17 protein-coding genes are annotated in these 20548 nt (G+C 68.1%); 10 read left to right on the top strand and 7 right to left on the bottom strand.

Annotation, left to right across the window (positions count from 1 at the left end; all coding sequences use genetic code 11):
- Positions 1-6: 6 nt before the first annotated feature.
- The 4 genes from glp to ACE3QP_RS14620 all read right to left on the bottom strand — a co-directional run bounded on the left by glp (position 7) and on the right by ACE3QP_RS14620 (position 5312).
- Entirely contained in the window at positions 7-1221 is a 1215-nt protein-coding gene (gene glp / locus ACE3QP_RS14635) for a gephyrin-like molybdotransferase Glp (protein ID WP_374437178.1), read from the bottom strand.
- Positions 1222-2625, bottom strand: a complete 1404-nt coding sequence (gene thrC / locus ACE3QP_RS14630) for a threonine synthase (protein ID WP_374437176.1) — start codon at positions 2623-2625, stop codon at positions 1222-1224.
- 132 nt (positions 2626-2757) lie between these two features.
- On the bottom strand, positions 2758-4074 hold the full coding sequence (locus ACE3QP_RS14625; protein WP_198112578.1) for a homoserine dehydrogenase: 1317 nt from the start codon (positions 4072-4074) through the stop codon (positions 2758-2760).
- An 8-nt stretch (positions 4075-4082) separates the two neighbouring features.
- Positions 4083-5312 (bottom strand): pyridoxal phosphate-dependent aminotransferase, encoded by a 1230-nt coding sequence (locus ACE3QP_RS14620; protein ID WP_374437174.1) that lies wholly within the window; start codon positions 5310-5312, stop codon positions 4083-4085.
- Positions 5313-5425: 113 nt separating this feature from the next.
- Between ACE3QP_RS14620 and ACE3QP_RS14615 the strand changes: the two genes are divergently transcribed.
- The 4 genes from ACE3QP_RS14615 (at position 5426) to ACE3QP_RS14600 (ending at position 10589) form a co-directional block, all read left to right on the top strand.
- Complete coding sequence (locus ACE3QP_RS14615; RefSeq protein ID WP_374437172.1) at positions 5426-5797, top strand: Mth938-like domain-containing protein; 372 nt, start codon at positions 5426-5428, stop codon at positions 5795-5797.
- A gap of 151 nt (positions 5798-5948) precedes the next feature.
- Positions 5949-6437, top strand: coding sequence for a peroxiredoxin (locus ACE3QP_RS14610; RefSeq protein WP_198112581.1), 489 nt, complete (start codon positions 5949-5951; stop codon positions 6435-6437).
- Positions 6438-6715: 278 nt separating this feature from the next.
- On the top strand, positions 6716-8845 hold the full coding sequence (locus ACE3QP_RS14605; protein ID WP_374437171.1) for an alpha-amylase family glycosyl hydrolase: 2130 nt from the start codon (positions 6716-6718) through the stop codon (positions 8843-8845).
- Between the two features lie 121 nt (positions 8846-8966).
- Entirely contained in the window at positions 8967-10589 is a 1623-nt protein-coding gene (locus tag ACE3QP_RS14600) for a PhoH family protein (protein ID WP_374437170.1), read from the top strand.
- 60 nt (positions 10590-10649) lie between these two features.
- Here the strand turns inward: ACE3QP_RS14600 and ACE3QP_RS14595 are convergent, their stop codons facing one another.
- Complete coding sequence (locus tag ACE3QP_RS14595; RefSeq protein WP_374437168.1) at positions 10650-11261, bottom strand: PEP-CTERM sorting domain-containing protein; 612 nt, start codon at positions 11259-11261, stop codon at positions 10650-10652.
- Between the two features lie 130 nt (positions 11262-11391).
- Positions 11392-13293, bottom strand: coding sequence for a propionate--CoA ligase (locus tag ACE3QP_RS14590; RefSeq protein ID WP_374437166.1), 1902 nt, complete (start codon positions 13291-13293; stop codon positions 11392-11394).
- A 249-nt stretch (positions 13294-13542) separates the two neighbouring features.
- On the opposite strand from ACE3QP_RS14590, the gene ACE3QP_RS14585 reads away from it, so the two are divergent.
- From ACE3QP_RS14585 to mobA, 3 genes are read left to right on the top strand one after another with little or no spacing between them, the layout of a single operon-like run.
- Positions 13543-14157: a C40 family peptidase gene (locus ACE3QP_RS14585; protein ID WP_198112586.1), complete on the top strand. Its 615-nt coding sequence runs from the start codon at positions 13543-13545 to the stop codon at positions 14155-14157.
- Positions 14158-14205: 48 nt separating this feature from the next.
- Positions 14206-15285 (top strand): GTP 3',8-cyclase MoaA, encoded by a 1080-nt coding sequence (gene moaA / locus ACE3QP_RS14580; RefSeq protein ID WP_374437164.1) that lies wholly within the window; start codon positions 14206-14208, stop codon positions 15283-15285.
- Entirely contained in the window at positions 15278-15892 is a 615-nt protein-coding gene (mobA, locus tag ACE3QP_RS14575; protein ID WP_374437162.1) for a molybdenum cofactor guanylyltransferase MobA, read from the top strand. The genes moaA and mobA overlap by 8 nt, the downstream gene beginning before the upstream one ends.
- A gap of 3 nt (positions 15893-15895) precedes the next feature.
- On the opposite strand, the gene ACE3QP_RS14570 is transcribed toward mobA, so the two are convergent.
- Positions 15896-16786: a patatin-like phospholipase family protein gene (locus ACE3QP_RS14570; protein ID WP_374437161.1), complete on the bottom strand. Its 891-nt coding sequence runs from the start codon at positions 16784-16786 to the stop codon at positions 15896-15898.
- 33 nt (positions 16787-16819) lie between these two features.
- Here ACE3QP_RS14570 and ybiB point away from each other — a divergent pair, with 33 nt between their 5' ends.
- The 3 genes from ybiB to ACE3QP_RS14555 all read left to right on the top strand — a co-directional run bounded on the left by ybiB (position 16820) and on the right by ACE3QP_RS14555 (position 20543).
- On the top strand, positions 16820-17764 hold the full coding sequence (ybiB, locus tag ACE3QP_RS14565; protein WP_374437159.1) for a DNA-binding protein YbiB: 945 nt from the start codon (positions 16820-16822) through the stop codon (positions 17762-17764).
- Between the two features lie 64 nt (positions 17765-17828).
- On the top strand, positions 17829-18818 hold the full coding sequence (locus tag ACE3QP_RS14560; RefSeq protein WP_374437158.1) for a sulfite exporter TauE/SafE family protein: 990 nt from the start codon (positions 17829-17831) through the stop codon (positions 18816-18818).
- A gap of 3 nt (positions 18819-18821) precedes the next feature.
- The gene (locus ACE3QP_RS14555) at positions 18822-20543 is read left to right on the top strand and encodes a nitrite/sulfite reductase (RefSeq protein WP_374437156.1); all 1722 of its coding nucleotides are present in this window, start codon (positions 18822-18824) and stop codon (positions 20541-20543) included.
- Positions 20544-20548: the final 5 nt, after the last annotated feature.

Below are 20548 nucleotides of genomic sequence, written 5' to 3'. Positions count from 1 at the left end.
GGTTCTTTACGTTTTCAGCAACAGGGGGAGGAAGGGTACGACGTCCCCCGGCTGCACCAGTTGACCGGGCGCCAGCGCCACCAGGCCGTCGGCCCAGGCCAGCGAGGACAGCACGCCCGAGCCCTGGTTCTGGAACAGCGCGGCGCGGCCATCAAGCTGCAGACGCACGCGCAGAAATTCCTGGCGGCGCGCGTCCGGCCGCTTCCATTCAAACGCAGCCGCCACCGGCAGCTGCAAATTGCGCGGCTCGGCCTCGCCGGCCAAGCGGCGGATCAGCGGGCGGGCCAGCAGCAGGAAGGTGACGAAGCTGGACACCGGGTTACCGGGCAGTCCGACGAAATGCGCTTCCGATCCATCGCTTCGACGGATCTGCCCATAGGCCAGCGGCTTGCCGGGCTTGATGGCGATCTGCCAGAGATCCAGACGGCCTTGCGACTCCAAGGCGGGCTTCAGATGGTCTTCCTCGCCCACCGACACGCCGCCGCTGGTCAGCACCAGATCCGCCGCGGCGGCGGCGCGGGCCAGCGCGTCCTTCGTGGCCTGCAATTGGTCGGGCACGATGCCCAAGTCCTGCACTTCACAGCCCAAGTCTTCCAACAGCGCGCGCAGGGTGAAGCGGTTGCTGTTGTAGATCGCTCCAGGCGGCAGGGGCTCGCCGGGCATCACCAGCTCGTCGCCGGTGGAAAAGAGCGCCACGCGCACGCGGGCATGCACGGGCAGCGCGGCCAGGCCCACCGAAGCGGCCAGGCCCAGCGCCGCGGCGTCCAGCCGGGTGCCGGCAGCCAAGATCTCGCTGCCGGCGCGGATGTCCTCGCCCGCGCGACGGATGTTCTGGCCGGCCTGCAGTTCCTCGGGCAAGCGCACCCACACCTGGCCCGCTTCGTCCGTGCGCGTTTGGCACTGCTCCTGCATCACCACCGCTTCGGCGCCGGCCGGCACGCTGGCGCCGGTAAAGATGCGCGCCACACCGCCCGCCGGCAGCGCCGCGGGCCAGCGGCCCGCGGGCACGCGCTGCAACACGGGGCGCTCTTGGCCGGCATCCGCCACGCGCACGGCGTAACCGTCCATGGCGCTGTTGTCGGCGGAAGGCACGTTGATTCCGGCCACCACGCCTTGCGCCAGCACGCGGCCGCGCGCGGCGGCGGTGGGCAGGGTCTCGATGCCGGCCACCGGCTGGGCAGCGGCCAGCAACCGGCTCAGCGCCTCATCCAGGCTCAGCATTCAGAGCCCCAAGGCGGCATCGATGACCGAGCGCACCTGGCCGATATCGGCATCCAGCACCTGCACGCGCTTGGGCAGGTTCTCGATACCCTCCAGCCCGGCCGGCCGCGGCGGCTGCGCACCGGTGGCTTCGACGATGGTTTCGGCGAACTTGGCCGGCAGAGCCGTCTCCAGCACGATCATCGGCACGCCAGCCTGGCGCTGCTCGACCGCCACCTTCAGGCCATCGGCCGTGTGCGGATCGATCAGGCGGCCGTAGCGCTGCTGGCAACTGCGGATGGTGGCCAAGCGGTCGGCGTGGCTGCTGGAACCCGAGGCAAAGCCGAACTCCGTCGCCACACGCTCACGGTCGGCCGCCGGGATCTCGAAGGCCGGCGCCGTGAAGGCAGCGCGGACCCGCGCGCCCTCGCGGCCGAACAGATCGGCGATGAAGCGCTCGAAATTGCTCGCCTTGCTGATGTCCATCGAGGGGCTGCTGGTGGCGTGCGTGTACGCGGCCCCGCGCGGCGCGTAGCGACCGGTGCGGAAGAACTCGTCCAGCACGTCGTTCTCGTTCGTGGCCACCACCAGCTGGGCGATCGGCAGCCCCATCTGCCGCGCCACATGGCCGGCGCAGACGTTGCCGAAGTTGCCGCTGGGCACGGTAAAGCTCACGCGCTCTTCGTTGCTCCGCGTCGCTTGGAAGTACCCGGCGAAGTAGTAAACCACCTGGGCCAGCAGACGCGCCCAGTTGATGCTGTTGACGGTGCCGATCTTGCGGCTCTTCTTGTAGGCCAGGTCGTTGCTGACGGCCTTGACGATGTCCTGGCAGTCGTCGAACACGCCGCGCACCGCCAGGTTGTGGATGTTCTTGTCCTGCAGGCTGAACATCTGCGCCTGCTGGAAGGGGCTCATGCGGCCGTGCGGGCTGAGCATGAAGACATTGACCCCCGCGCGGCCACGCATCGCGTACTCGGCGGCACTGCCGGTGTCGCCACTGGTGGCACCCAGGATGTTGAGCTGCTCCTGGCGGCGGCCCAGTTCGTACTCGAACAGCGCCCCGAGCAGCTGCATGGCCATGTCCTTGAAGGCCAGGGTCGGCCCGTTGGACAGCTCTTCCAGGAAGAGCCCCGGCTCCAGCTCGTGCAGCGGCGTGATCTCAACGCGGCCACCGAACACCTCGGCACGGTAGGTCTGCGCGCAGATGCGCTGCAGGTCCGCGGCCGGGATGTCGTCGATGTAGAGGGACAGGATCTCGAAGGCCAGCTCAGGGTAGGCCAAGCCGCGCCAGCGCGCGAGCGTGGCAGCGTCCACTTGCGGGTAACGCTCGGGCAGGTAGAGCCCGCCGTCTTCGGCCAGGCCTTCGAGCAGGATGTCGCAGAAACGCTTGGCTTCACCGCCGCCGCGGGTCGAGAGGTATTTCATTGAATCTAGACCAATGGAATCAGTCGGGGCTGGGCACGGCCCATCAAGCGGCCGCCGTGGAACCGGCTTTGCCGGGCCACTGGCGGCGCCCCCTTGAGGGGGAGGCGCCGCAGGCGCTTCGGGGGTGGGCCATTACGCCAGGTCTTCCTTGCGAATGCGGACGATCGGGGCCAGAACGGAGGGCAGCGACTGCATGAACTCCTGCGCGCGGTCCATGCGCTCTTCCACCGTCACATGGGTCAGGATGATCAAGTCGGTCTGGCGCTCGCCCTCCAGCGACTCGCGCTGCAGCACGGCGTCGATGCTGATGTCGTTCTCGGCCAGGATGGTGGTGATGCGGCTCAGCACGCCGGTCTCATCGGCCACGCGCAGACGCAGGTAGTAGGACGAGCGCACGCCGGACATCGGCAGGATGGGCGTGCTGCCCATCTGGTCCGGCTGGAATGCCAGGTGCGGCACTCGGTGGTCGGGGTCGGCGGTGGCCAGGCGGGTCACGTCCACCAGGTCGGCGACCACCGACGAAGCGGTGGGCTCGGCACCCGCGCCCTTGCCGTAGTACAGCGTCGTGCCCACGGCATCGCCCTGCACCATCACGGCATTCATCGCGCCTTCCACATTGGCGATCAGGCGCTGGGTCGGAATCAGCGTGGGGTGCACGCGCAGCTCGATGCCCCCCAGTTCATCGCGCCGGCGTGTGATGCCCAAGAGCTTGATGCGGTAGCCCAGCTGCTCGGCGTACTTGATGTCGATGGCCTGCAGGCCGGTGATGCCCTCGACATGGGCCTTGTCGAACTGCACCGGCGTGCCAAACGCAATCGCGCTGAGGATGGTCAGCTTGTGCGCGGCGTCCACGCCTTCGATGTCAAAGGTCGGGTCGGCTTCGGCGTAACCGAGGCGTTGGGCTTCCTTCAGCACGACGTCGAAGTCCAGGCCCTTGGCGCGCATTTCGCTGAGGATGAAGTTCGTCGTGCCGTTGATGATGCCGGCCACCCACTCGATGCGGTTGCCCGCAAGCGATTCCCGCAGCGCCTTGATGATGGGAATGCCACCCGCCACGGCGGCCTCGAAGGCCACCATCACGCCCTTGGCCTGGGCCTTGGTGAAGACCTCGTTGCCATGCACGGCCAGCAAGGCCTTGTTGGCGGTGACGACATGCTTGCCGTTCTCGATCGCGGCCAGCACCACGTCCTTGGCCACGCCTTCGCCGCCGATCAGTTCGACCACGATGTCGATCTCGGGATCGCGCACGATCTCCATCGGGTCGGCCACCACGCGCACGCCCTCGCCCACCTGGGCTCTGGCGGCCGCCAGATCACGACGGCAGACCGCCGCGATCTCGATGCGCCGGCCGGCGCGGCGACTGATTTCTTCCTGGTTGCGGGTCAGCACCTGGAAGGTGCCGCCGCCCACGGTGCCAAAGCCCAGCAGGCCCACTCGGATCGGTTTCATAGATTGGTTCAAGCGTGACGTTTGCGGTAGCCGGCGAGGAAGCGGCCGATGCGGCCAATCGCTTCCTCAAGGTCGTCGACATGGGGCAGGAAGACCACCCGGAAATGCTGGGTGTCGCGGTGGTTGAAGCCGGTGCCCTGCACGATCAGCACCTTCTCCTCGGCCAGCAGCTCGTAGGCGAATTGCTGATCGTCGGCGATCGGGTAGAGGGCCGGGTCCAGGCGCGGGAACATGTAGAGCGCGCCCTGCGGCTTGACCACCGACACACCTGGAATGGCGGTGAGCAGCTCGTAGGCCATGTCGCGCTGGCGCGCCAAGCGCCCGCCCGGCGCCACCAAGTCCTTGATGCTTTGGTAGCCGCCCAGCGCGGTCTGGATGGCGAGCTGGCCCGGCGTGTTGGCACACAGGCGCAGCGAGGCCAGCATGTTCAGGCCCTCGATGAAGTCGCGGGCGTCCTTCTTGGCGCCGCTCACCACCATCCAGCCCGAGCGGTAGCCGCAGCTGCGGTAGTTCTTCGAGAGGCCGTTGAAGGTCAGGAACAGCACATCGTCGGCCAAGCTGGCCATGCAAATGTGCTTGGCGCCGTCGTAGAGCGTCTTGTCGTAGATCTCGTCGGCCAGGATGACGAGGTCGTGCTCGCGCGCCAGCTCGATGATGCCGAGCAGGGTTTCACGCGGGTACACCGCCCCGGTCGGGTTGTTGGGGTTGATGACGGCGATGCCCTTGGTGCGCGGCGTGATCTTGGCGCGCATGTCGTCCAGGTCAGGCAGCCAGCCGGCTTCCTCGACGCAGCGGTAATGCACCGGGCGCCCGCCGGCCAGGCCGGTGACGGCCGTGTAAAGCGGGTAATCGGGCGAGGGCACGAGCAACTCGTCGCCTTCGTTCAGCAGCACGTTCACCGCCAGGGTGATGAGCTCGGAGACGCCATTGCCCAGGTAGACGTCATCGACCGTGACGCCGGCGATGCCCTGTTGCTGCGTGTAGTGCACGACCGCCTTGCGCGCCGAGAAGAGGCCCTTGCTGTCGGTGTAGCCGGCGGCCTCGGCCGAGGGCAGGTTGCGGATCATGTCGTGCACGATCTCGTCCGGCGGCAACAGGCCGAAGGCGGCCACATTGCCGATGTTCAGCTTGATGATGCTGGTGCCCTCTTCCTCCATCTGGCGGGCCTTTTCCAGCACCGGGCCGCGGATGTCGTAATTGACATTGGCCAGCTTGGTGGACTTCTGCAGGGGCTTCAAACCGGAACTCCAGGGGTGCTGCCGATAATGCTGCGGCGCACACAGAACAAACGGGTGCCGATTTCAACACAGGGCCCTGGCCTGCCTTCGCCTGCCACGCAGGCTTACCCACGATGAAGTTCCAGCTCGATCAAGCCGAGGGTGTCAACGCCATTACCCGGGTCGCGCCCGGCCAGGTCTGGGTGCAGGACCAGCTGCACGAGCAATCGGTGCTGGTGCCCTGGCGCGGCACGGTGCAGGCCTGGGCGCCGCGGCGGTTCGAAGAACTCGAACCGGCCCACTTCGAGGTCATCCTGGCGCTGCAGCCCGAGTTGGTGATTCTTTCCAGCGGCGCCAAGCTGCGGTTCACGCACCCCAGCCTGTATCGGAGCCTGATCGAGGCACGCGTGGGCATCGAGACCATGGACCTGAACGCGGCCAGCCGCACCTATACGGTACTGGCCGGCGAAGGCCGCAAAGTGGTGGCCGCCTTGCTGCTCGCGTGAACCCCGCCACGGGTGGCACTTGCCACTACCCGTATAATCGCAGGCTGTGCCCGTTTTCGTGATTGACCAAGGCTGCTCTTGGTGGATCACCCTCAAACGGGGCGAACCCAGGGCACGATGGGTTTGCCCCTAGCCGCGAGACCCCGACCTCATGACGCCTGCGCTCAACAAAGCCCTTCCCGACATCGAGGCCCAAGCCACCGGCGGGCTCAAGTTCACGCAGCATAGCTTCGCAGGCCGGTTTGTCGTCCTGTATTTCTACCCCAAGGACAACACCCCCGGCTGCACCACCGAGGCCATGCAATTCCGCGATCACTACAAGGAATTCACGGCTTTGAACACCGTGGTGATCGGCGTGTCGCGCGACAACCTGATTTCGCACGCCAAGTTCAAGGAAACCTTGGGCCTGCCGTTCGAACTGGTGGCCGACACCGAAGAGAAGCTCTGCCACATGTTCGGCGTGGTGAAGAACAAGATCATGTACGGCAAGAAGGTCAAGGGCATCGAGCGCTCGACCTTCCTGATCGACCCCCAAGGCGTGTTGCGCGCCGAGTGGCGCGGCCTGAAGGTGGCCGGCCACGTGGAAGAGGTCATTGACGCCATCAAGACCCTGCAAGGCGCCACCAAGGCTGCTGCCTGAGCCTTAGCCGCTCCCAAAAGCCCGGCGCTGCCGGGCTTTTTTACGTCTGTGATTCCGAACAAGTACCCAAACTACAAAGCAATAGAACTTTTTGTTTCCAAATAGTCCAGGTCATCAGTAGGAACACGAGGCCTGTTTGGCGCATCACGTAGTCAAACTACAGATGCGCCAACACCTTGGTGGGCAGTCCAGGTGAAAGCAGTCGGCGCAGCTTCATCCACCCGACCGGCCCACCGACGCATCGCATGCGCGCAAGGCCGGCACACCCCGGAACCGCCATGCAGACCCCACAGCTTTCGCGCCTCGGCGCCCTTCTCCTCGCCTCGCTCGCCGCCACCGCCCTGGCCGCACCGGACACCCATGTGTCCAACAAGGCGAGCTTTGCCACCGACGTGATCTATCAGGTCGTCACCGACCGCTTCGTCGACGGCAATGCCGCCAACAACCCGAGTGGCGCCGCCTTCAGTGCCGGCTGCACCCAGCTCAAGCTCTACTGCGGCGGGGACTGGCAGGGCCTGATCAACAAGATCAACGACGGCTACTTCACCACCATGGGCATCACCGCCCTGTGGATCTCGCAGCCGGTCGAGAACATCTACGCCGTCATCAATTACAGCGGCACCAACAGCACCGCCTACCACGGCTACTGGGCGCGCGACTTCAAGAAGCCCGACCCGCGCTACGGCACGCTGACAGACTTCCAGAACCTCATCAGCGCGGCCCATGCCAAGGGCATCAAGGTCATCATCGACTTCGCGCCCAACCACAGCTCGCCGGCCTCGCAGACCGACGCCAGCTTTGCTGAGAACGGTCGCCTGTATGACAACGGCGCCCTGCTGGCCGGTTACTCGAATGACCCCAGCGGCTACTTCCACCACAACGGCGGCACCAGCTTCGCCAACCTGGAAGACGGCATCTACCGCAATCTCTTCGATCTGGCCGACATTGACCACAACAAGGCGGCGATGGACCTGTACTTCAAGCAGGCCATCAAGGCCTGGCTGGACTTGGGCATCGACGGCATCCGCATGGACGCCGTCAAGCACATGCCGGCAGGCTGGCAGAAGAACTTCATGGCCGAGATCTACGCCTACAAGCCGGTGTTCACCTTCGGCGAGTGGTTCCTGGGCGAGAACGAGGTTGACCCCGCCAACCACGCCTTCGCCAACACCAGTGGCATGAGCCTGCTGGACTTCCAGTTCGGCCAACGCGTGCGCCAAGTGTTCCGCAATGGCACGAAGACCATGCTGGACCTGGATGCCATGTTGGATGCGAGCGCTACCCAGTACAAGCAGCTGGCCGATCAAGTCACCTTCATCGACAACCATGACATGGACCGCTTCCAGGTCAGCGGCGCCAGTGGGCGCAAGCTGGAGCAGGCCCTGGCCCTGACGCTGACCTCGCGTGGTGTGCCCGCCATCTACTACGGCACCGAGCAGTACATGGCGGGCAATGGCGACCCCAACAACCGCGCCAAGATCGGCGCCTTCAACACCAGCAACACCGCCTTCAAGGTCATCCAGGCGCTGGCACCGCTGCGCAAGAGCAACCCGGCGCTGGCCTACGGCACGACGCAGGAGCGCTGGAAGAACAGCGACATCTACATCTACGAGCGCAAGTTCGGCAGCGCGGTGGCCCTGGTCGCCATCAACCGCAACCTCAGGAGCAGCGCCAGCATCGGCGGGCTGCTGACGGCGCTGCCCAACGGCAGCTTCACCGACAAGCTGGGCGGCCTGCTGAACGGCAACAGCATCAGCGTCAGCGCCGGGGCGGTGCCCACCTTCACGCTGGCCGCCGGCGCCGTGGCCGTGTGGGAATACAAGCCCGCCAGCTACACCAGCCCGCTGCTGGGCCATGTGGGCCCGATGCTGGGCAAGGCCGGCAACACGGTCACGATCGACGGCCGCGGCTTTGGCGCCACCAAGGGCACGGTCTACTTCGGCAGCACCGCCGTCACCGGCACCAACATCCTGAGCTGGGAAGACAGCCAGATCAAGGTCAAGGTACCCGCCGCCACGCCCGGCAACTACGCCATCAAGGTGGCAAACGCCGGTGGGGCCCAGTCCGCCACCTATGGCGACTTCCAATTGCTGAGCGGCAATCAGGTGTCGATGCGCTTCGTCGTCAACAACGCCAGCACCGCACTCGGCGAGAACGTCTACCTGACCGGCTCGGCCTACGAGCTGAGCAACTGGAGCAGCAGCAACCCCGTGGGGGCCTGCTTCAACCAGATCATGCACAGCTACCCGAGTTGGTACTGCGATGTCAGCGTGCCGGCCAGCACCACGCTGCAGTTCAAGTTCATCAAGAAGAACGGCGGCGCAGTGACCTGGGAGGGCGGCAGCAACCACACGGTCACCACCCCGGCCTCGGGCGCCGGCAAGGTGATCGTGAATTGGCAACCTTGACACCGAACCTTTGCGGCCCGCGCCGCTGTGCATAATCGATTCGTGCCCAGCGAAATCGCCGCATCCCACGAAGCCGCCCGGCCCCGGGCGGCTTTTTTGTTTCCGTATCCGTAGCCCACCGATGCCACTGCCCAAACCGCCTGCCAAGAAAGCCGATCGCGTTCCCCCCAGTGCCCTGGCCACGGACTTGAAACCAGGCGCCAGCCCCAAGCCCAAAGCGGCGGCCAAACGACCCAAGAGCCCTGCAGTGCTCAGCGTGGCCGCGCCGCCACCAGCCCTGGCCCCGATGGCCGCAGCGGTGCAGGAGCCCCCGAAGCGCAAGCGCAGCGCTCCCCAGCCTGGTGAGAAGCCCAAGCTCTTCGTGCTTGATACGAACGTGCTGATGCACGACCCGATGTCGCTCTACCGCTTTGAGGAACACGACATCTTCCTGCCTCTGATGACGCTGGAGGAGCTGGACGGTCACAAGAAGGGCATGAGCGAGGTGGCGCGCAACGTGCGCCAGGTCAGCCGCGAACTGGACGTGCTGGCCGCCTCCCTGCAGACCCAGACGCTGGAGGAGATGGCCAAGGGCCTGCCGCTGGACCACAGCGGCCACCGCGAGGCCGGCGGCCGCCTGTTCTTCCAGACCGAGGTGCTGAGCACCGCACAGCCCCTGGGCCTGCCGCAGGGCAAGGCGGACAACCAGATCCTTGCCGTGGTGCAGGCGCTGAAGGAACGCCACCCAGGGCGCGACGTGGTGCTGGTGTCCAAGGACATCAACATGCGCATCAAGGCCCGTGCCCTGGGCCTGCCGGCGGAGGATTACCGCAACGACAAGGCGCTGGAGGACAGCGACCTGCTCTACACCGGCGTGCAGCAACTGCCCGCCGACTTCTGGGAGCGCCATGGCAAGACCATGGAGAGCTGGACCCAGGGCAGCCACACGAACTACCGCATCTCGGGCCCGCTGGTGCCCTCGCTGCTGATCAACGAGATGCTCTACCTGGAGGCCCCGGGCGAAGCGCCGCTGCATGCGCGCGTCACCGAGATCACCGGCAAGCACGCGGTGCTGCGCACGCTGAAGGACTACACCAACCCGAAGAACGCCGTTTGGGGCATTGCAGCGCGCAACCGCGAGCAGAACTTCGCTCTGAACCTGCTGATGGACCCCGAGGTCGATCTGGTCACACTGACCGGCACGGCCGGTACCGGCAAGACCCTGCTGACCCTGGCGGCCGGGCTGGCGCAGGTGCTGGACGAGCGCCGCTACTCCGAAATCATCGTCACCCGCGTGACGGTGCCGGTGGGCGAGGACATCGGCTTCCTGCCCGGCACCGAAGAGGAAAAGATGAACCCCTGGATGGGCGCGCTGGACGACAACCTGGAGGTGCTGACGCGCGGCGACGGCGCCGCCGGCGATTGGGGCCGTGCCGCCACGCAGGACCTGATGCGCTCGAAGGTGCGCATCAAGAGCCTGAACTTCATGCGCGGGCGCACCTTCCTGAACAAGTTCGTCATCATCGACGAGGCCCAGAACCTGACGCCCAAGCAGATGAAGACCCTGCTGACGCGCGCGGGCCCGGGCACCAAGATGATCTGCCTGGGCAATCTGGCTCAGATCGATACGCCCTATCTGACCGAGGGCAGCTCGGGCCTGACCTTCTGCGTGGACCGCTTCAAGGGCTGGGCGCACAGCGGCCACATCACGCTGGCGCGGGGTGAGCGCTCACGGCTGGCGGACTTCGCCTCCGAGGTACTCTGAACCGCTGCAGCACAAATACAAAGGGCGCCCGCGGGCGCCCTTTGTCTTGGAGGAGAAGCCTCAGGCGCGGCGGCGGCGCGTGAAGCCCAGGCCCAGCAGGCCGGCGCCGAACAGGGCCAGCGAAGCCGGCTCAGGCACGGCCTGCACCAGGCTGACGTTGTCCAGCGAGCCACCCAGCGAGTCGTTGCGGCCCACGCTGGCGAAGCCCAGGGTGTTCAGCCCTTGCTGGGCCGTCACTTCGAAGTGGTACTCGACCCACTGGTGGGCATTCAGGCCCAAGCCGTTGGCGGTCAGGGCCGAGAGCAGCTGGCCGTTCCAAAGCACCTGCAAGCCATTGCTGTCAGCCGCCACGCCGGCGCGCGGCGAGTACCAGAAGCTCAGCTCGTACTCGGCGCCGGGCGTGAGGTTGGCCAGGCTCTGGCTCATGGCGCTGTTGCCGTAGCTGTCCAGCTCGATGTAGTTCTGCCCTTCCTTGGCGGCACCGGCGACGTTGCGGCGCACCTCGATGCCCGGACCGCTGACCAGGCTCCAGCCATCGAGCGAGCCGTACACCTGCCACTGGCCATTGGCCAGCTTGGTGGATTCAAAGCCGCCGTTCTTCAGCACGTTGACGGGACCGGCAGCCGCCGCCAGGGGCAGCACGAGGGCAAGAGAAGCAAGAAGTTGGCGCATGGGATGAGGAGGAAGGCAGCCCGAACGGGCGAAACCGTGCGACTCTGCCTGCTCAGGCCCTCCTATCGGCGTGCACCTTTCACGGCCCGAACCCGCGGGCCGAGCCAGGTCGCACGCGGCGTGAATCCCGTCACGCCGGCTTCAGGCGCTCCGCCAGGGCCTGTAGCGTGGCCGCATCTTCCAGGGTGGAGAGATCGCCCAGCTCGCGCCCCTCGCACAGCGCCTGCATGGCGCGGCGCAGCAGCTTGCCCGAGCGCGTCTTCGGCAGGGCCTGCACCACCAGCACGCGCGCCGGGCGCGCCACGGCGCCAAGTTGCTCGTTGACGCGTTGCATCACCGCGGCCGCCAGTGCGTCCTCGGGCATGGCCTGCTTGGGCACGACGAAGGCCACCGCCACCTGGCCCTTGAGCTCATCGGCCACGCCCACCACTGCCACCTCGGCCACCTCGGCCACCGAGGCGATGCTTTCCTCGATCTCGCGCGTGCCCAGGCGGTGGCCGGCCACGTTGATGACGTCGTCGCTACGGCCAAGGATGAAGGTGTAGCCATCGGCATCGCGCGTGGCGACGTCAAAGGTGGAGTAGAGCTGGCGGCCCGGGATGCTGGACCAGTAGGTCTTGACGAAGCGCTCGTCGTCGCCCCACACCGTTTGCAGGCAGCCTGGCGGCAGCGGGTAGTCCAGCGCCAGCACGCCCTTCTGGTTCGGGCCATCCAGCGTGGCGCCGGTCTCGGGGTCCACCAGCAGGGCGTGGTAGCCGTACATGGGCAGGCCGGGTGAGCCCAGGCGCTCGTGCATGGGCGCCACGCCGCGCGCCAGGGTCAGGATGGGCCAGCCGGTCTCGGTCTGCCAGTAGTTGTCCACCACCGGCTTGTCGAGTGCGTCGCGGATCCAGCGCGCGGTTGGCTCGTCGAGCGGCTCGCCGGCCAGGAAAAGGGCGCGCAGCGAGGACAGATCGCTCTGCGTCAGGTAGCTCGGGTCGGCCTTGCGCAGAACGCGCACCGCCGTGGGGGCGCTGAACATCACGCTGACTTGGTACTTCTGCACCAGGCGCCACCAGATGCCGGGGTCGGGCCGCACGGGCGTGCCCTCCACCATCAGCGTGGCCATGCCAGCGATCAGCGGGCCGTAGACGATGTAGCTGTGGCCCACCACCCAGCCGATGTCGCTCGTGGAAAAGAAGGTCTCGCCAGGGTGGCCGTCGAAGATGTGGCGAATGCTGGCGGCCAGCGCCACGGCGTAGCCACCGACATCGCGCTGCACCCCCTTGGGCCGGCCGGTGGTTCCGCTGGTGTAGAGCGTGTAGCTGACCTCGTTCGATTCCAGCCATTCGCAGGGCACGCGCTCGCCGCGCACGGCCTCGCGCTCGCTGGCGTAGATGAAGTCCCGGCCCGCCTGCGGCTGCAGCGGCACCAGGCCGCGATCGATCCACAACACCTGCTCGACCTTGTGCTGGCTCAGGCGCAGCGCCTCTTCCAGCAGCGGCTGGTAGGCCTGCAGCTTGCCGGCGCGGCTGCCGGCATCGCAGCTGACGATGAGCTTGGGGCTGCAGTCCTCGATGCGCCCCGCCAGGCTGTGGCTGGCAAAGCCGCCGAACACCACCGAGTGGATGGCACCGATGCGCGCGCAGGCCAGCATGGCGAAGGCGGCCTCCGGCACCATCGGGCAGTAGATCAGCACGCGGTCGCCGCGGCCCACGCCGCGCCGCTTGAGCATCGCCGCCGCCGCTTCAACCTCCTGCCGCAGCTCGGCGAAATTCCATTCGCGCTCCTGGTCGACCTCGGTCGAGATCCAGACCAGCGCGCGCCGTTCGGGGTGGGCAGCGGCATGCCGGTCCACCGCGTTGTGGCAGAGGTTGGTGCGACCGCCCACGAACCAGCGCGCGAAGGGCGGCCTGCTCGCATCGAGCACCTGGCTCCAAGGCTCCTGCCAGTCGATCAGGGCCGCCTGCTCGGCCCAGAAGGCCTCGGGCTCGCGCAGCGAACGGGCGTGGAACTCGGCGTAACGGCCGGTCGGGTCGGCGGCGGTGGGCATGGGCACTCTCCTGGCTGCAAACACTGTCATTAGAGGCCGTTGGCGCTGACAAGAGCCTGACCGCCCCCGGACTTACCGCATGCCGACAAACCCGCTGAATCTGTCGAAAATCTTGACACCCTACCGCCCCGGCCGGCACACTCCGCCGCTTTTCGAGGGGGATCCCGTCCCCCACGAAGCCGGGTTCGCACGAGCCCGGACCCGCCCCCGGCGACGGCCGGGCCTCGGATCCAACCCACCCTGTTGCGGATGCGTCTACGCCCTGCCCTGGCGATCACCCTGCTTTGCGCCGCTCTGGCGGCGCAAGCTTCGCCCACGGCCGGCCCTCCGCATCCCGACGCAGCCCCCACGCCGGCCACCGCCGCTAGCGCCCCGCGCGGCGCGGCGATCGAACGCTTCCTGGCTCAGCAGGGCTGGATGGGCCCGCCGGGCGAAGGCGGCGAAACCAGCCACTGGCTGGGCCAGGCCCGCGAAGGCGCCACCGGCATGGTGCGTGCCGCCATGGGCTTTCTGGGCGTGCCCTACCGCCGCGGCGGCAACACGGCCGCCCAGGGTTTTGATTGCAGCGGCTTCACCCGCTATGTGTTCGAACGCAGCCTGGGCCTGGTGCTGCCGCGCCGTGCCGACGAGCAGGCGCGCCTGACCGATCTGCTCAGCATCCGTAAGGACGAACTGCGCCCCGGCGACCTGGTGTTCTTCAACACCATGCGCGCCACCTTCTCGCATGTGGGCATCTATGTGGGCGAAGGCAAGTTCATCCACGCCCCGCGCGCGGGTGCCGTGGTGCGCGTGGAAGACATGCGCGACAGCTACTGGGAACGCCGCTTCACCGGCGCCCGCCGCGCGCCCACGGCCACGAACTGACCTTGCGCAAGCTGCGGGTCTGAGGGCTCCGCCACAATCGCCCGCGTCATGCAAGAGACGCGCATCCCGCTGCACCTGCTGCGCCGGCTCCCGCCCGAGCCCACGCCACGCCCCCACGACCGTCTGGGCCGGCCGCTGCGTGATCTGCGCATCTCGGTCACCGACCGCTGCAACTTCCGCTGCAGCTACTGCATGCCCAAGGAAATCTTCGGCCCCGGCTACCGCTTCCTGCCGCAGCCCGAACTCCTGAGCTTCGAGGAAATCACCCGCGCGGCGCGCGCCTTCGTGGCCCTGGGCGTGGAGAAGATCCGCCTGACCGGCGGCGAGCCGCTGATGCGGCGCGAGCTGCACCATCTGGTGGCCCAGCTGGCCGCGCTGCGCACGCCCGAGGGCCGGCCGCTGGACCTGACGCTCACCACCAACGGCGCCCTGCTGGCGCGCCAGGCCCAGGCCCTGCGCGAGGCCGGGCTGCAGCGACTCACGGTGAGCCTGGATGCGCTGGACGACGCGCTGTTCCGCCGCATGAACGACGTCGACTTCCCGGTCGAGCAGGTGCTGGAAGGCATTGCCACCGCGCAAGACCTGGGCTTTGCGCCCGTCAAGATCAATATGGTGGTGCAGCGTGGCGTGAACGACCACGAGGTATTGCGCCTGGCCGAGCACTTCCGCGGCAGCGGCATGGTGCTGCGCTTCATCGAGTTCATGGACGTGGGCTGCAGCAATGGCTGGCGCATGGACCAGGTGGTGCCCAGCCGCGAACTGCAGCAGTTGGTGCACGCGCGCTGGCCGCTGCGCGCGCTCGAAGCCTGCCAGCCCGGCGAGACCGCCGAGCGTTGGGCGTATGAGGATGGGGCCGGCGAGATCGGCTTCATCTCCAGCGTGACGCAGGCCTTCTGCGGCGATTGCAACCGCGCGCGCCTGTCCACCGACGGCCGCGTCTTCCACTGCCTGTTCGCCCACCAGGGGCACGATCTGCGCCACCTGCTGCGCGACGGCGCCAGCGACGACGCGGTGCTGCAGGGCGTCATTGCCGCCCACTGGCAGCGGCGGGCCGACCGCTATTCGCAGTTGCGCGGCGAGGGCACGCAGGATTTGCCGCGCGTCGAAATGCATTTCATCGGTGGCTGAGCCGCCGCGCATCGCCGCCGTGGTGCTGGCCGGCGGCGAGGGCCGGCGCATGGGCGGGCAGGACAAGGGCCTGCTGCTCTGGCAGGGCCGGCCGCTGGTGGACCAGGTGCTGGCGCGCCTGCGCGGCCAGAGCGGGGTGGAGATTGCTGCCAGCGCGCTGAGCGTGAATCGGCATCTGGAGGACTACCGCAGCCGCGGCCTGCCCCTGCTGACCGACCCGGACGAGCTTCGCGGACAGGGCCCGCTGGCCGGCATGCTGCAGGCGCTGGCCTTTGCGCGCGGTCAGGGCTTGGACTGGGTGTGGATGTTGAGCTGCGATGCCCCGGCCCTGCCGCTGGACCTGGCCGCGCGCCTGTGCACGCGCCAGCGTGACAGCGGCGCGCCGGCGGTGCTGCCGGGCGTGCAGGAACCCGAGGGCCTGCGTTGGCACCCGGCGCACGCGCTGCTGAATGTGAATCTGGAGGGGCCGATCCGCCGCGCGCTGGAAGGCGGCCAGCGCCGCGTGCTGCAGGTGCTGCAGCAGGCCGGCGCCGTGGCCCTGGAACTGCCGGCCGAGGCCGCGCCCGCCTTCGCGAACTTCAACCGGCCCGAGGATCTGGCCGGCTGAGCCTCAGCGCGGCGCCACGGCCTTCTTCAGCTGGGCGAGTGAAGCCTGCGCGGCAGCCCGGCCGGCGGCAATGGCGCGCATGCGGGCGCTGAAGTCGCTGGAGGCCACGCCGTTCAATTCAGGCCGCAGCACCACCTCGGCCTCGCGCAGCTCCAGGCTGTTGATCGAGCGGCCCATGATGGCCACGGTCTGCATAAGCAGGCTGAAGGGGTCGGTCTTGGTCTGCGGGTTGGGCGGCGAGCTGATGTCGATGGCGATCACCACCTCGGCCCCCATCTGGCGCGCATAGCGCACCGGCACCGGGGCCACCAGGCCGCCATCCACATAGAGCTTGCCGCCGATCTCCACCGGCTGGAACACCGCCGGCACGGCGCTGCTGGCGCGCACCGCGGTGCCCAGGTCGCCGGTGCGGAACATCACGCCCTGGCCGTCGGCCAGGTGCGTGGCCACGATGCCCAGCGGCAGACTCATCTGCTCGATCGGGCGCGCGCCGGTCTGGCTGCGCACGTAGCGGGCCAGTGCCTCGCCCTTGATCAGGCCCTTGAGCGGGAAACTCCAGTCGGTGATGGCGCCCTCGTCCATGGTCTCGGCCAGGCGGGCCATTTCGGTGCCGTTCTTGCCGCTGGCGTACAGCGCCGCCACCAGGGAACCGGCCGAGGTGCCGACCACCAGATCGGGCCTGATGCCAGCCTCTTCCAGCACCTGGATGACGCCGATGTGCGCAAAGCCACGCGCCGCGCCGCCCCCAAGCGCCAACGCCACCTTGGGCGCGCGCAGCACCTTGGGCGGTGGCGGCTGCACAGGCTCGACCGGCGGCGGGGTGGGAACGGGGTGAGGACTGCTGCAGGCCAGCAGGGCAAGCAGCAAAGAGAGGCTGAACAGGCGACGAATCATGGCGGGCGCGATTGTCTCTATGCTGGGCTGGCCATGAACGAAGCCCTGAACCTGCCCGCCCTCATCAAGGAAATCGGCCGCGGCGCGCGCGGCGCGCGCGACCTCGGCTCAGCCCAGGCCGCCGCACTGTTCGGCGCGATGCTGGACGGCCAGGTCGAGGACCTGCAACTCGGCGCCATCGTGCTGGCGCTACGGGTCAAGGGCGAGTCCGTCGAGGAGCTGCTGGGCTTTGCCCAGGCGCTGCAGGCGCGCACGCAGCGCCTGACGCCGCCGCCGGGGCCGCGCCTGGTGCTGCTGCCGGCGCTGAACGGCGCGCGCAAGCTGCTCAATCTGATGCCGCTGCTGGCCCTGCACCTCGCGAGCCGCGGCGTGCCGGTGCTGATCCACGGCCGCAGCGACTTCGGCGCCGCCCGCGGCGCCACCTTCGAGCTGCTGCAGGCCCTGGGCCACCCGCCCTGCACCCACCCGGCCGCGGCCGAGGCCGCGCTGGCACAGCAGCGCCTGGCCGTGCTGCCCACGGCCGCGCTGGCGCCGGGGCTGGACGCACTGATGGCCCTGCGCCCGCGCCTGGGCCTGCGCAACAGCGCGCACACCCTGGTCAAGCTGCTGGACCCGGCGCCCGGGCGCTCGGTGCGCGTGGTGGCCGTCACCCATGGCGATTTCCTCGACCGCCTAGGCCAGGCCCTGCCCCGGCTGACGGCGGCGGACGGCGGCGCCGCCCTGCTGCTCAAGGGCTGCGAGGGCGAGGCCTACCCGCACCCGCGCCGTCCGGCCAGCCTGCAGGCCTGGCAGGCCGGCCAAGCGCTGGAGCTGGCGCCCGGGGAAGCGGTGGAAGACCCGCTCTGGGAAACCGCGGGCGACCCGGCCGCCGACGCTGCGCGCCTGCGCGAACTGCTGGCCGCCGGCCCCGCCGCTTGGCCGCTGCGCCTGCGCGAGATGGCACTCACCCTGGAGCGCTTGGCTTCATATTCTTCATAAGCATATAAAGCCAACGAAAAAGTAGTTTCAGAAATAAGCGCCGGTTCTTAGAGTCGCGACCTCCATGAAAGTCCGCGACCTCGACCTCAGCAACAACCCGGTGAATGCCGAGCACGCCGAACTCGGCCTGCCGCCGCTGGAAAACGCCGTCACGCACGCGGGCCAGGCCAGCGCGCACCCGGTGCTGCGCTATGCGATGTGGTCGGTGGTCTTCCTGCTGATGGCCTTGACCATCGCACTGGCCACCCGCTTGTTCAACCAGCCGGTGGGCCACAGCGGCGGCTTCGAGCTGATCGCCCAGGCGCTCAGCAGCCGCGAGTTCTGGACCGCCGCCGCAGTCGGCCTGCTGGCCCAGACGGTGGACGGCGCCCTGGGCATGGCCTACGGCATCACCAGCACCAGCTTTCTGCTGGCCAGCGGCAGCAGCCCGGCGGTGGCCAGCGCGGCGGTGCACATCGCCGAGGTCTTCACCACCGGCGTCTCGGGCATCAGCCACATCAAGCTGGGCAATGTGAACAAGAGCCTGTTCCTGCGCCTGCTGGTGCCCGGCATGCTGGGCGCGGCGGGCGGCGCCTGGGTGCTGTCCAGCGTGGACGGCAAGGCCATCAAGCCCTTCGTGGCCGGCTATCTGCTGCTCATGGGTCTGTACGTGATCAGCAAGATCTTTCGCAAGATCAAGCCGCGCCGCGAAGAGCCCAAGCATGTCGGCAAGCTCGGGCTGGCCGGCGGCTTCCTGGACGCCGTGGGCGGTGGCGGCTGGGGCCCGGTGGTGACCACCACGCTGGTGGGCACCGGCAACGACCCGCGCATCACCATCGGCTCCGTCAACCTGGCCGAGTTCTTCCTGACCTTCATCAGCGCCGGCGTGTTCGCCGTGCTGATTGGCGACCAGAGCCCCTGGACCACCGTGGCCGGCCTGGTCATCGGCGGCCTGTTCGCCGCCCCTTTTGCCGCCCTGCTGACCGCCAAGCTGCACACCAAGGCCTTGCTGGCCCTGGTGGGTACCGTGATCGTGATCGTGAGCTCCTTCAATATCTACCGCGCCCTGGTCTAAGCCATGTACCGCTACACCGCCTTCGACCGTCACTTCGTCCACCAACGCGCCGCGCAGTACCGCGACCAGCTGGAGCGCCACCTCAAGGGCCAACTCGGCACGGATGAATTCCGGCCCCTGCGCCTGCAAAACGGCTGGTACGTGCAGCGCCACGCGCCCATGCTGCGCGTCGCCATTCCCTACGGCGAGCTGAGCAGCCCGCAGCTGCGCCAGCTGGCCAAGATTGCCCGCGAGTACGACATCGTCAGCGAAGGCCCCTTCAAGGGCCAGGGCGGCTACGGCCACTTCACCACCCGCCAGAACCTGCAATACAACTGGATCCCGCTGGACCGCAGTGCCGAGGTGATGGAGCTGCTGGCCGCAGTGGACATGCACGGCATCCAGACCAGCGGCAACTGCATCCGCAACATCACCAGCGACGCCTTCGCCGGCATCGCACAGGATGAGATCGTCGACCCGCGCCCCTACTGCGAAATCCTGCGCCAGTGGTCCACCCTGCACCCCGAGTTCGCGCACCTGCCGCGCAAGTTCAAGATCGCCGTCAGCGGCGCTGAGGAAGACCGTGCCGCCATCCTGTGGCATGACATCGGCCTGCAGCTGAAGAAGGACGCCAGCGGCGCCGTGGGCTTCCAGGTCTTCGTCGGCGGCGGCATGGGCCGCACGCCCATCATCGCCACCGAAGTCGCCGCCTTCGTGCCCTGGCAGCAGATCCTCGTCTTCATCGAGGCCATCGTGCGCGTCTACAACCTGGCCGGCCGGCGCGACAACCTCTACAAGGCCCGCATCAAGATCCTTGTCAAGGCCGAGGGCCAGAAGTTCGTCGACGCCGTGAACGCCGAGTTCAAGGCCATCCTGGCAGGGGACCTGGGCGGGCACGAGCAGCTGATCCCCGAGGCCGAGCTGGCGCGCGTCAAGGCCTGCTTCGTCGACCCGAGCGATGTGCGCGCCATCCCCGCCCTCGACCCGAGCCGCCTGAGCAGCGAACCCGCTTACCAGCGCTGGCTCGCACGCAATGTGCATCCGCACCGCGTCAGCGGCTTCCGCGCCGTGACGCTGAGCCTCAAGCGCGTCGGCATCGCCCCTGGCGACACCTCGGCCGATGTGATGGACGCCGCCGCCGCGCTGGCCGACCGCTTCAGCCAGGGCGAGCTGCGCGTCAGCCACCGCCAGAACCTCGTGCTGCCCTGGGTGCGCGAGGCCGATCTGGCCAAGCTCTTCGAGGCCGCGCGCGCCACCGGCTTCGCCACGCCGAATGCCGGCCGCCTGACCGACCAGATCGCCTGCCCCGGCGGCGACTACTGTGCCCTGGCCAATGCCCGCTCCCTGCCGCTGGCGGCGGCCATCGCCGAGCGCTATCAGGACCTGGACGAGCTCGAAGACCTGGGCGACATCGACCTGCACATCAGCGGCTGCATCAACAGCTGCGGCCACCACCACAGCGGCCACATCGGCGTGCTGGGCGTGGACAAGGACGGCACCGAGTGGTACCAGCTGACGCTGGGCGGCAGCGATGGCAGCACGCTCAGCGGCCCCGCCACGCCGGGCAAGGTCATCGGCCCCAGCTTCGCGGCCGACGAGATTGCCGACGCCGTGGAAGCCGTGCTGGAAACCTACAAGAGCCAGCGCCAGGGCGGCGAGCGCTTCATCGAGACGGTGAAACGCATTGGCCTGGATCCCTTCAAGAGCGCCGCCAATGCGGTGCGCGTGGCGACGGCCCGGGCCTGAGAGTG

It is taken from the genome of Inhella sp., from assembly GCF_041912635.1.
Lineage (GTDB): Bacteria > Pseudomonadota > Gammaproteobacteria > Burkholderiales > Burkholderiaceae_C > Inhella.
Note: the sequence above shows the minus strand (reverse complement) of the source record. Positions and strands in the feature narration are given on the sequence as shown.

What these genes read in the sequence shown, in the direction of transcription:
- glp (WP_374437178.1), bottom strand. Translation starts at nt 1,221, where the DNA reads ATGCTGAGCCTGGATGAGGCGCTGAGCCGGTTGCTGGCCGCTGCCCAG.
- thrC (WP_374437176.1), bottom strand. Translation starts at nt 2,625, where the DNA reads ATGAAATACCTCTCGACCCGCGGCGGCGGTGAAGCCAAGCGTTTCTGC.
- ACE3QP_RS14625 (WP_198112578.1), bottom strand. Translation starts at nt 4,074, where the DNA reads ATGAAACCGATCCGAGTGGGCCTGCTGGGCTTTGGCACCGTGGGCGGC.
- ACE3QP_RS14615 (WP_374437172.1), top strand. Translation starts at nt 5,426, where the DNA reads ATGAAGTTCCAGCTCGATCAAGCCGAGGGTGTCAACGCCATTACCCGG.
- ACE3QP_RS14610 (WP_198112581.1), top strand. Translation starts at nt 5,949, where the DNA reads ATGACGCCTGCGCTCAACAAAGCCCTTCCCGACATCGAGGCCCAAGCC.
- ACE3QP_RS14605 (WP_374437171.1), top strand. Translation starts at nt 6,716, where the DNA reads ATGCAGACCCCACAGCTTTCGCGCCTCGGCGCCCTTCTCCTCGCCTCG.
- ACE3QP_RS14600 (WP_374437170.1), top strand. Translation starts at nt 8,967, where the DNA reads ATGCCACTGCCCAAACCGCCTGCCAAGAAAGCCGATCGCGTTCCCCCC.
- ACE3QP_RS14595 (WP_374437168.1), bottom strand. Translation starts at nt 11,261, where the DNA reads ATGCGCCAACTTCTTGCTTCTCTTGCCCTCGTGCTGCCCCTGGCGGCG.
- ACE3QP_RS14590 (WP_374437166.1), bottom strand. Translation starts at nt 13,293, where the DNA reads ATGCCCACCGCCGCCGACCCGACCGGCCGTTACGCCGAGTTCCACGCC.
- ACE3QP_RS14585 (WP_198112586.1), top strand. Translation starts at nt 13,543, where the DNA reads ATGCGTCTACGCCCTGCCCTGGCGATCACCCTGCTTTGCGCCGCTCTG.
- moaA (WP_374437164.1), top strand. Translation starts at nt 14,206, where the DNA reads ATGCAAGAGACGCGCATCCCGCTGCACCTGCTGCGCCGGCTCCCGCCC.
- ACE3QP_RS14570 (WP_374437161.1), bottom strand. Translation starts at nt 16,786, where the DNA reads ATGATTCGTCGCCTGTTCAGCCTCTCTTTGCTGCTTGCCCTGCTGGCC.
- ybiB (WP_374437159.1), top strand. Translation starts at nt 16,820, where the DNA reads ATGAACGAAGCCCTGAACCTGCCCGCCCTCATCAAGGAAATCGGCCGC.
- ACE3QP_RS14560 (WP_374437158.1), top strand. Translation starts at nt 17,829, where the DNA reads ATGAAAGTCCGCGACCTCGACCTCAGCAACAACCCGGTGAATGCCGAG.
- ACE3QP_RS14555 (WP_374437156.1), top strand. Translation starts at nt 18,822, where the DNA reads ATGTACCGCTACACCGCCTTCGACCGTCACTTCGTCCACCAACGCGCC.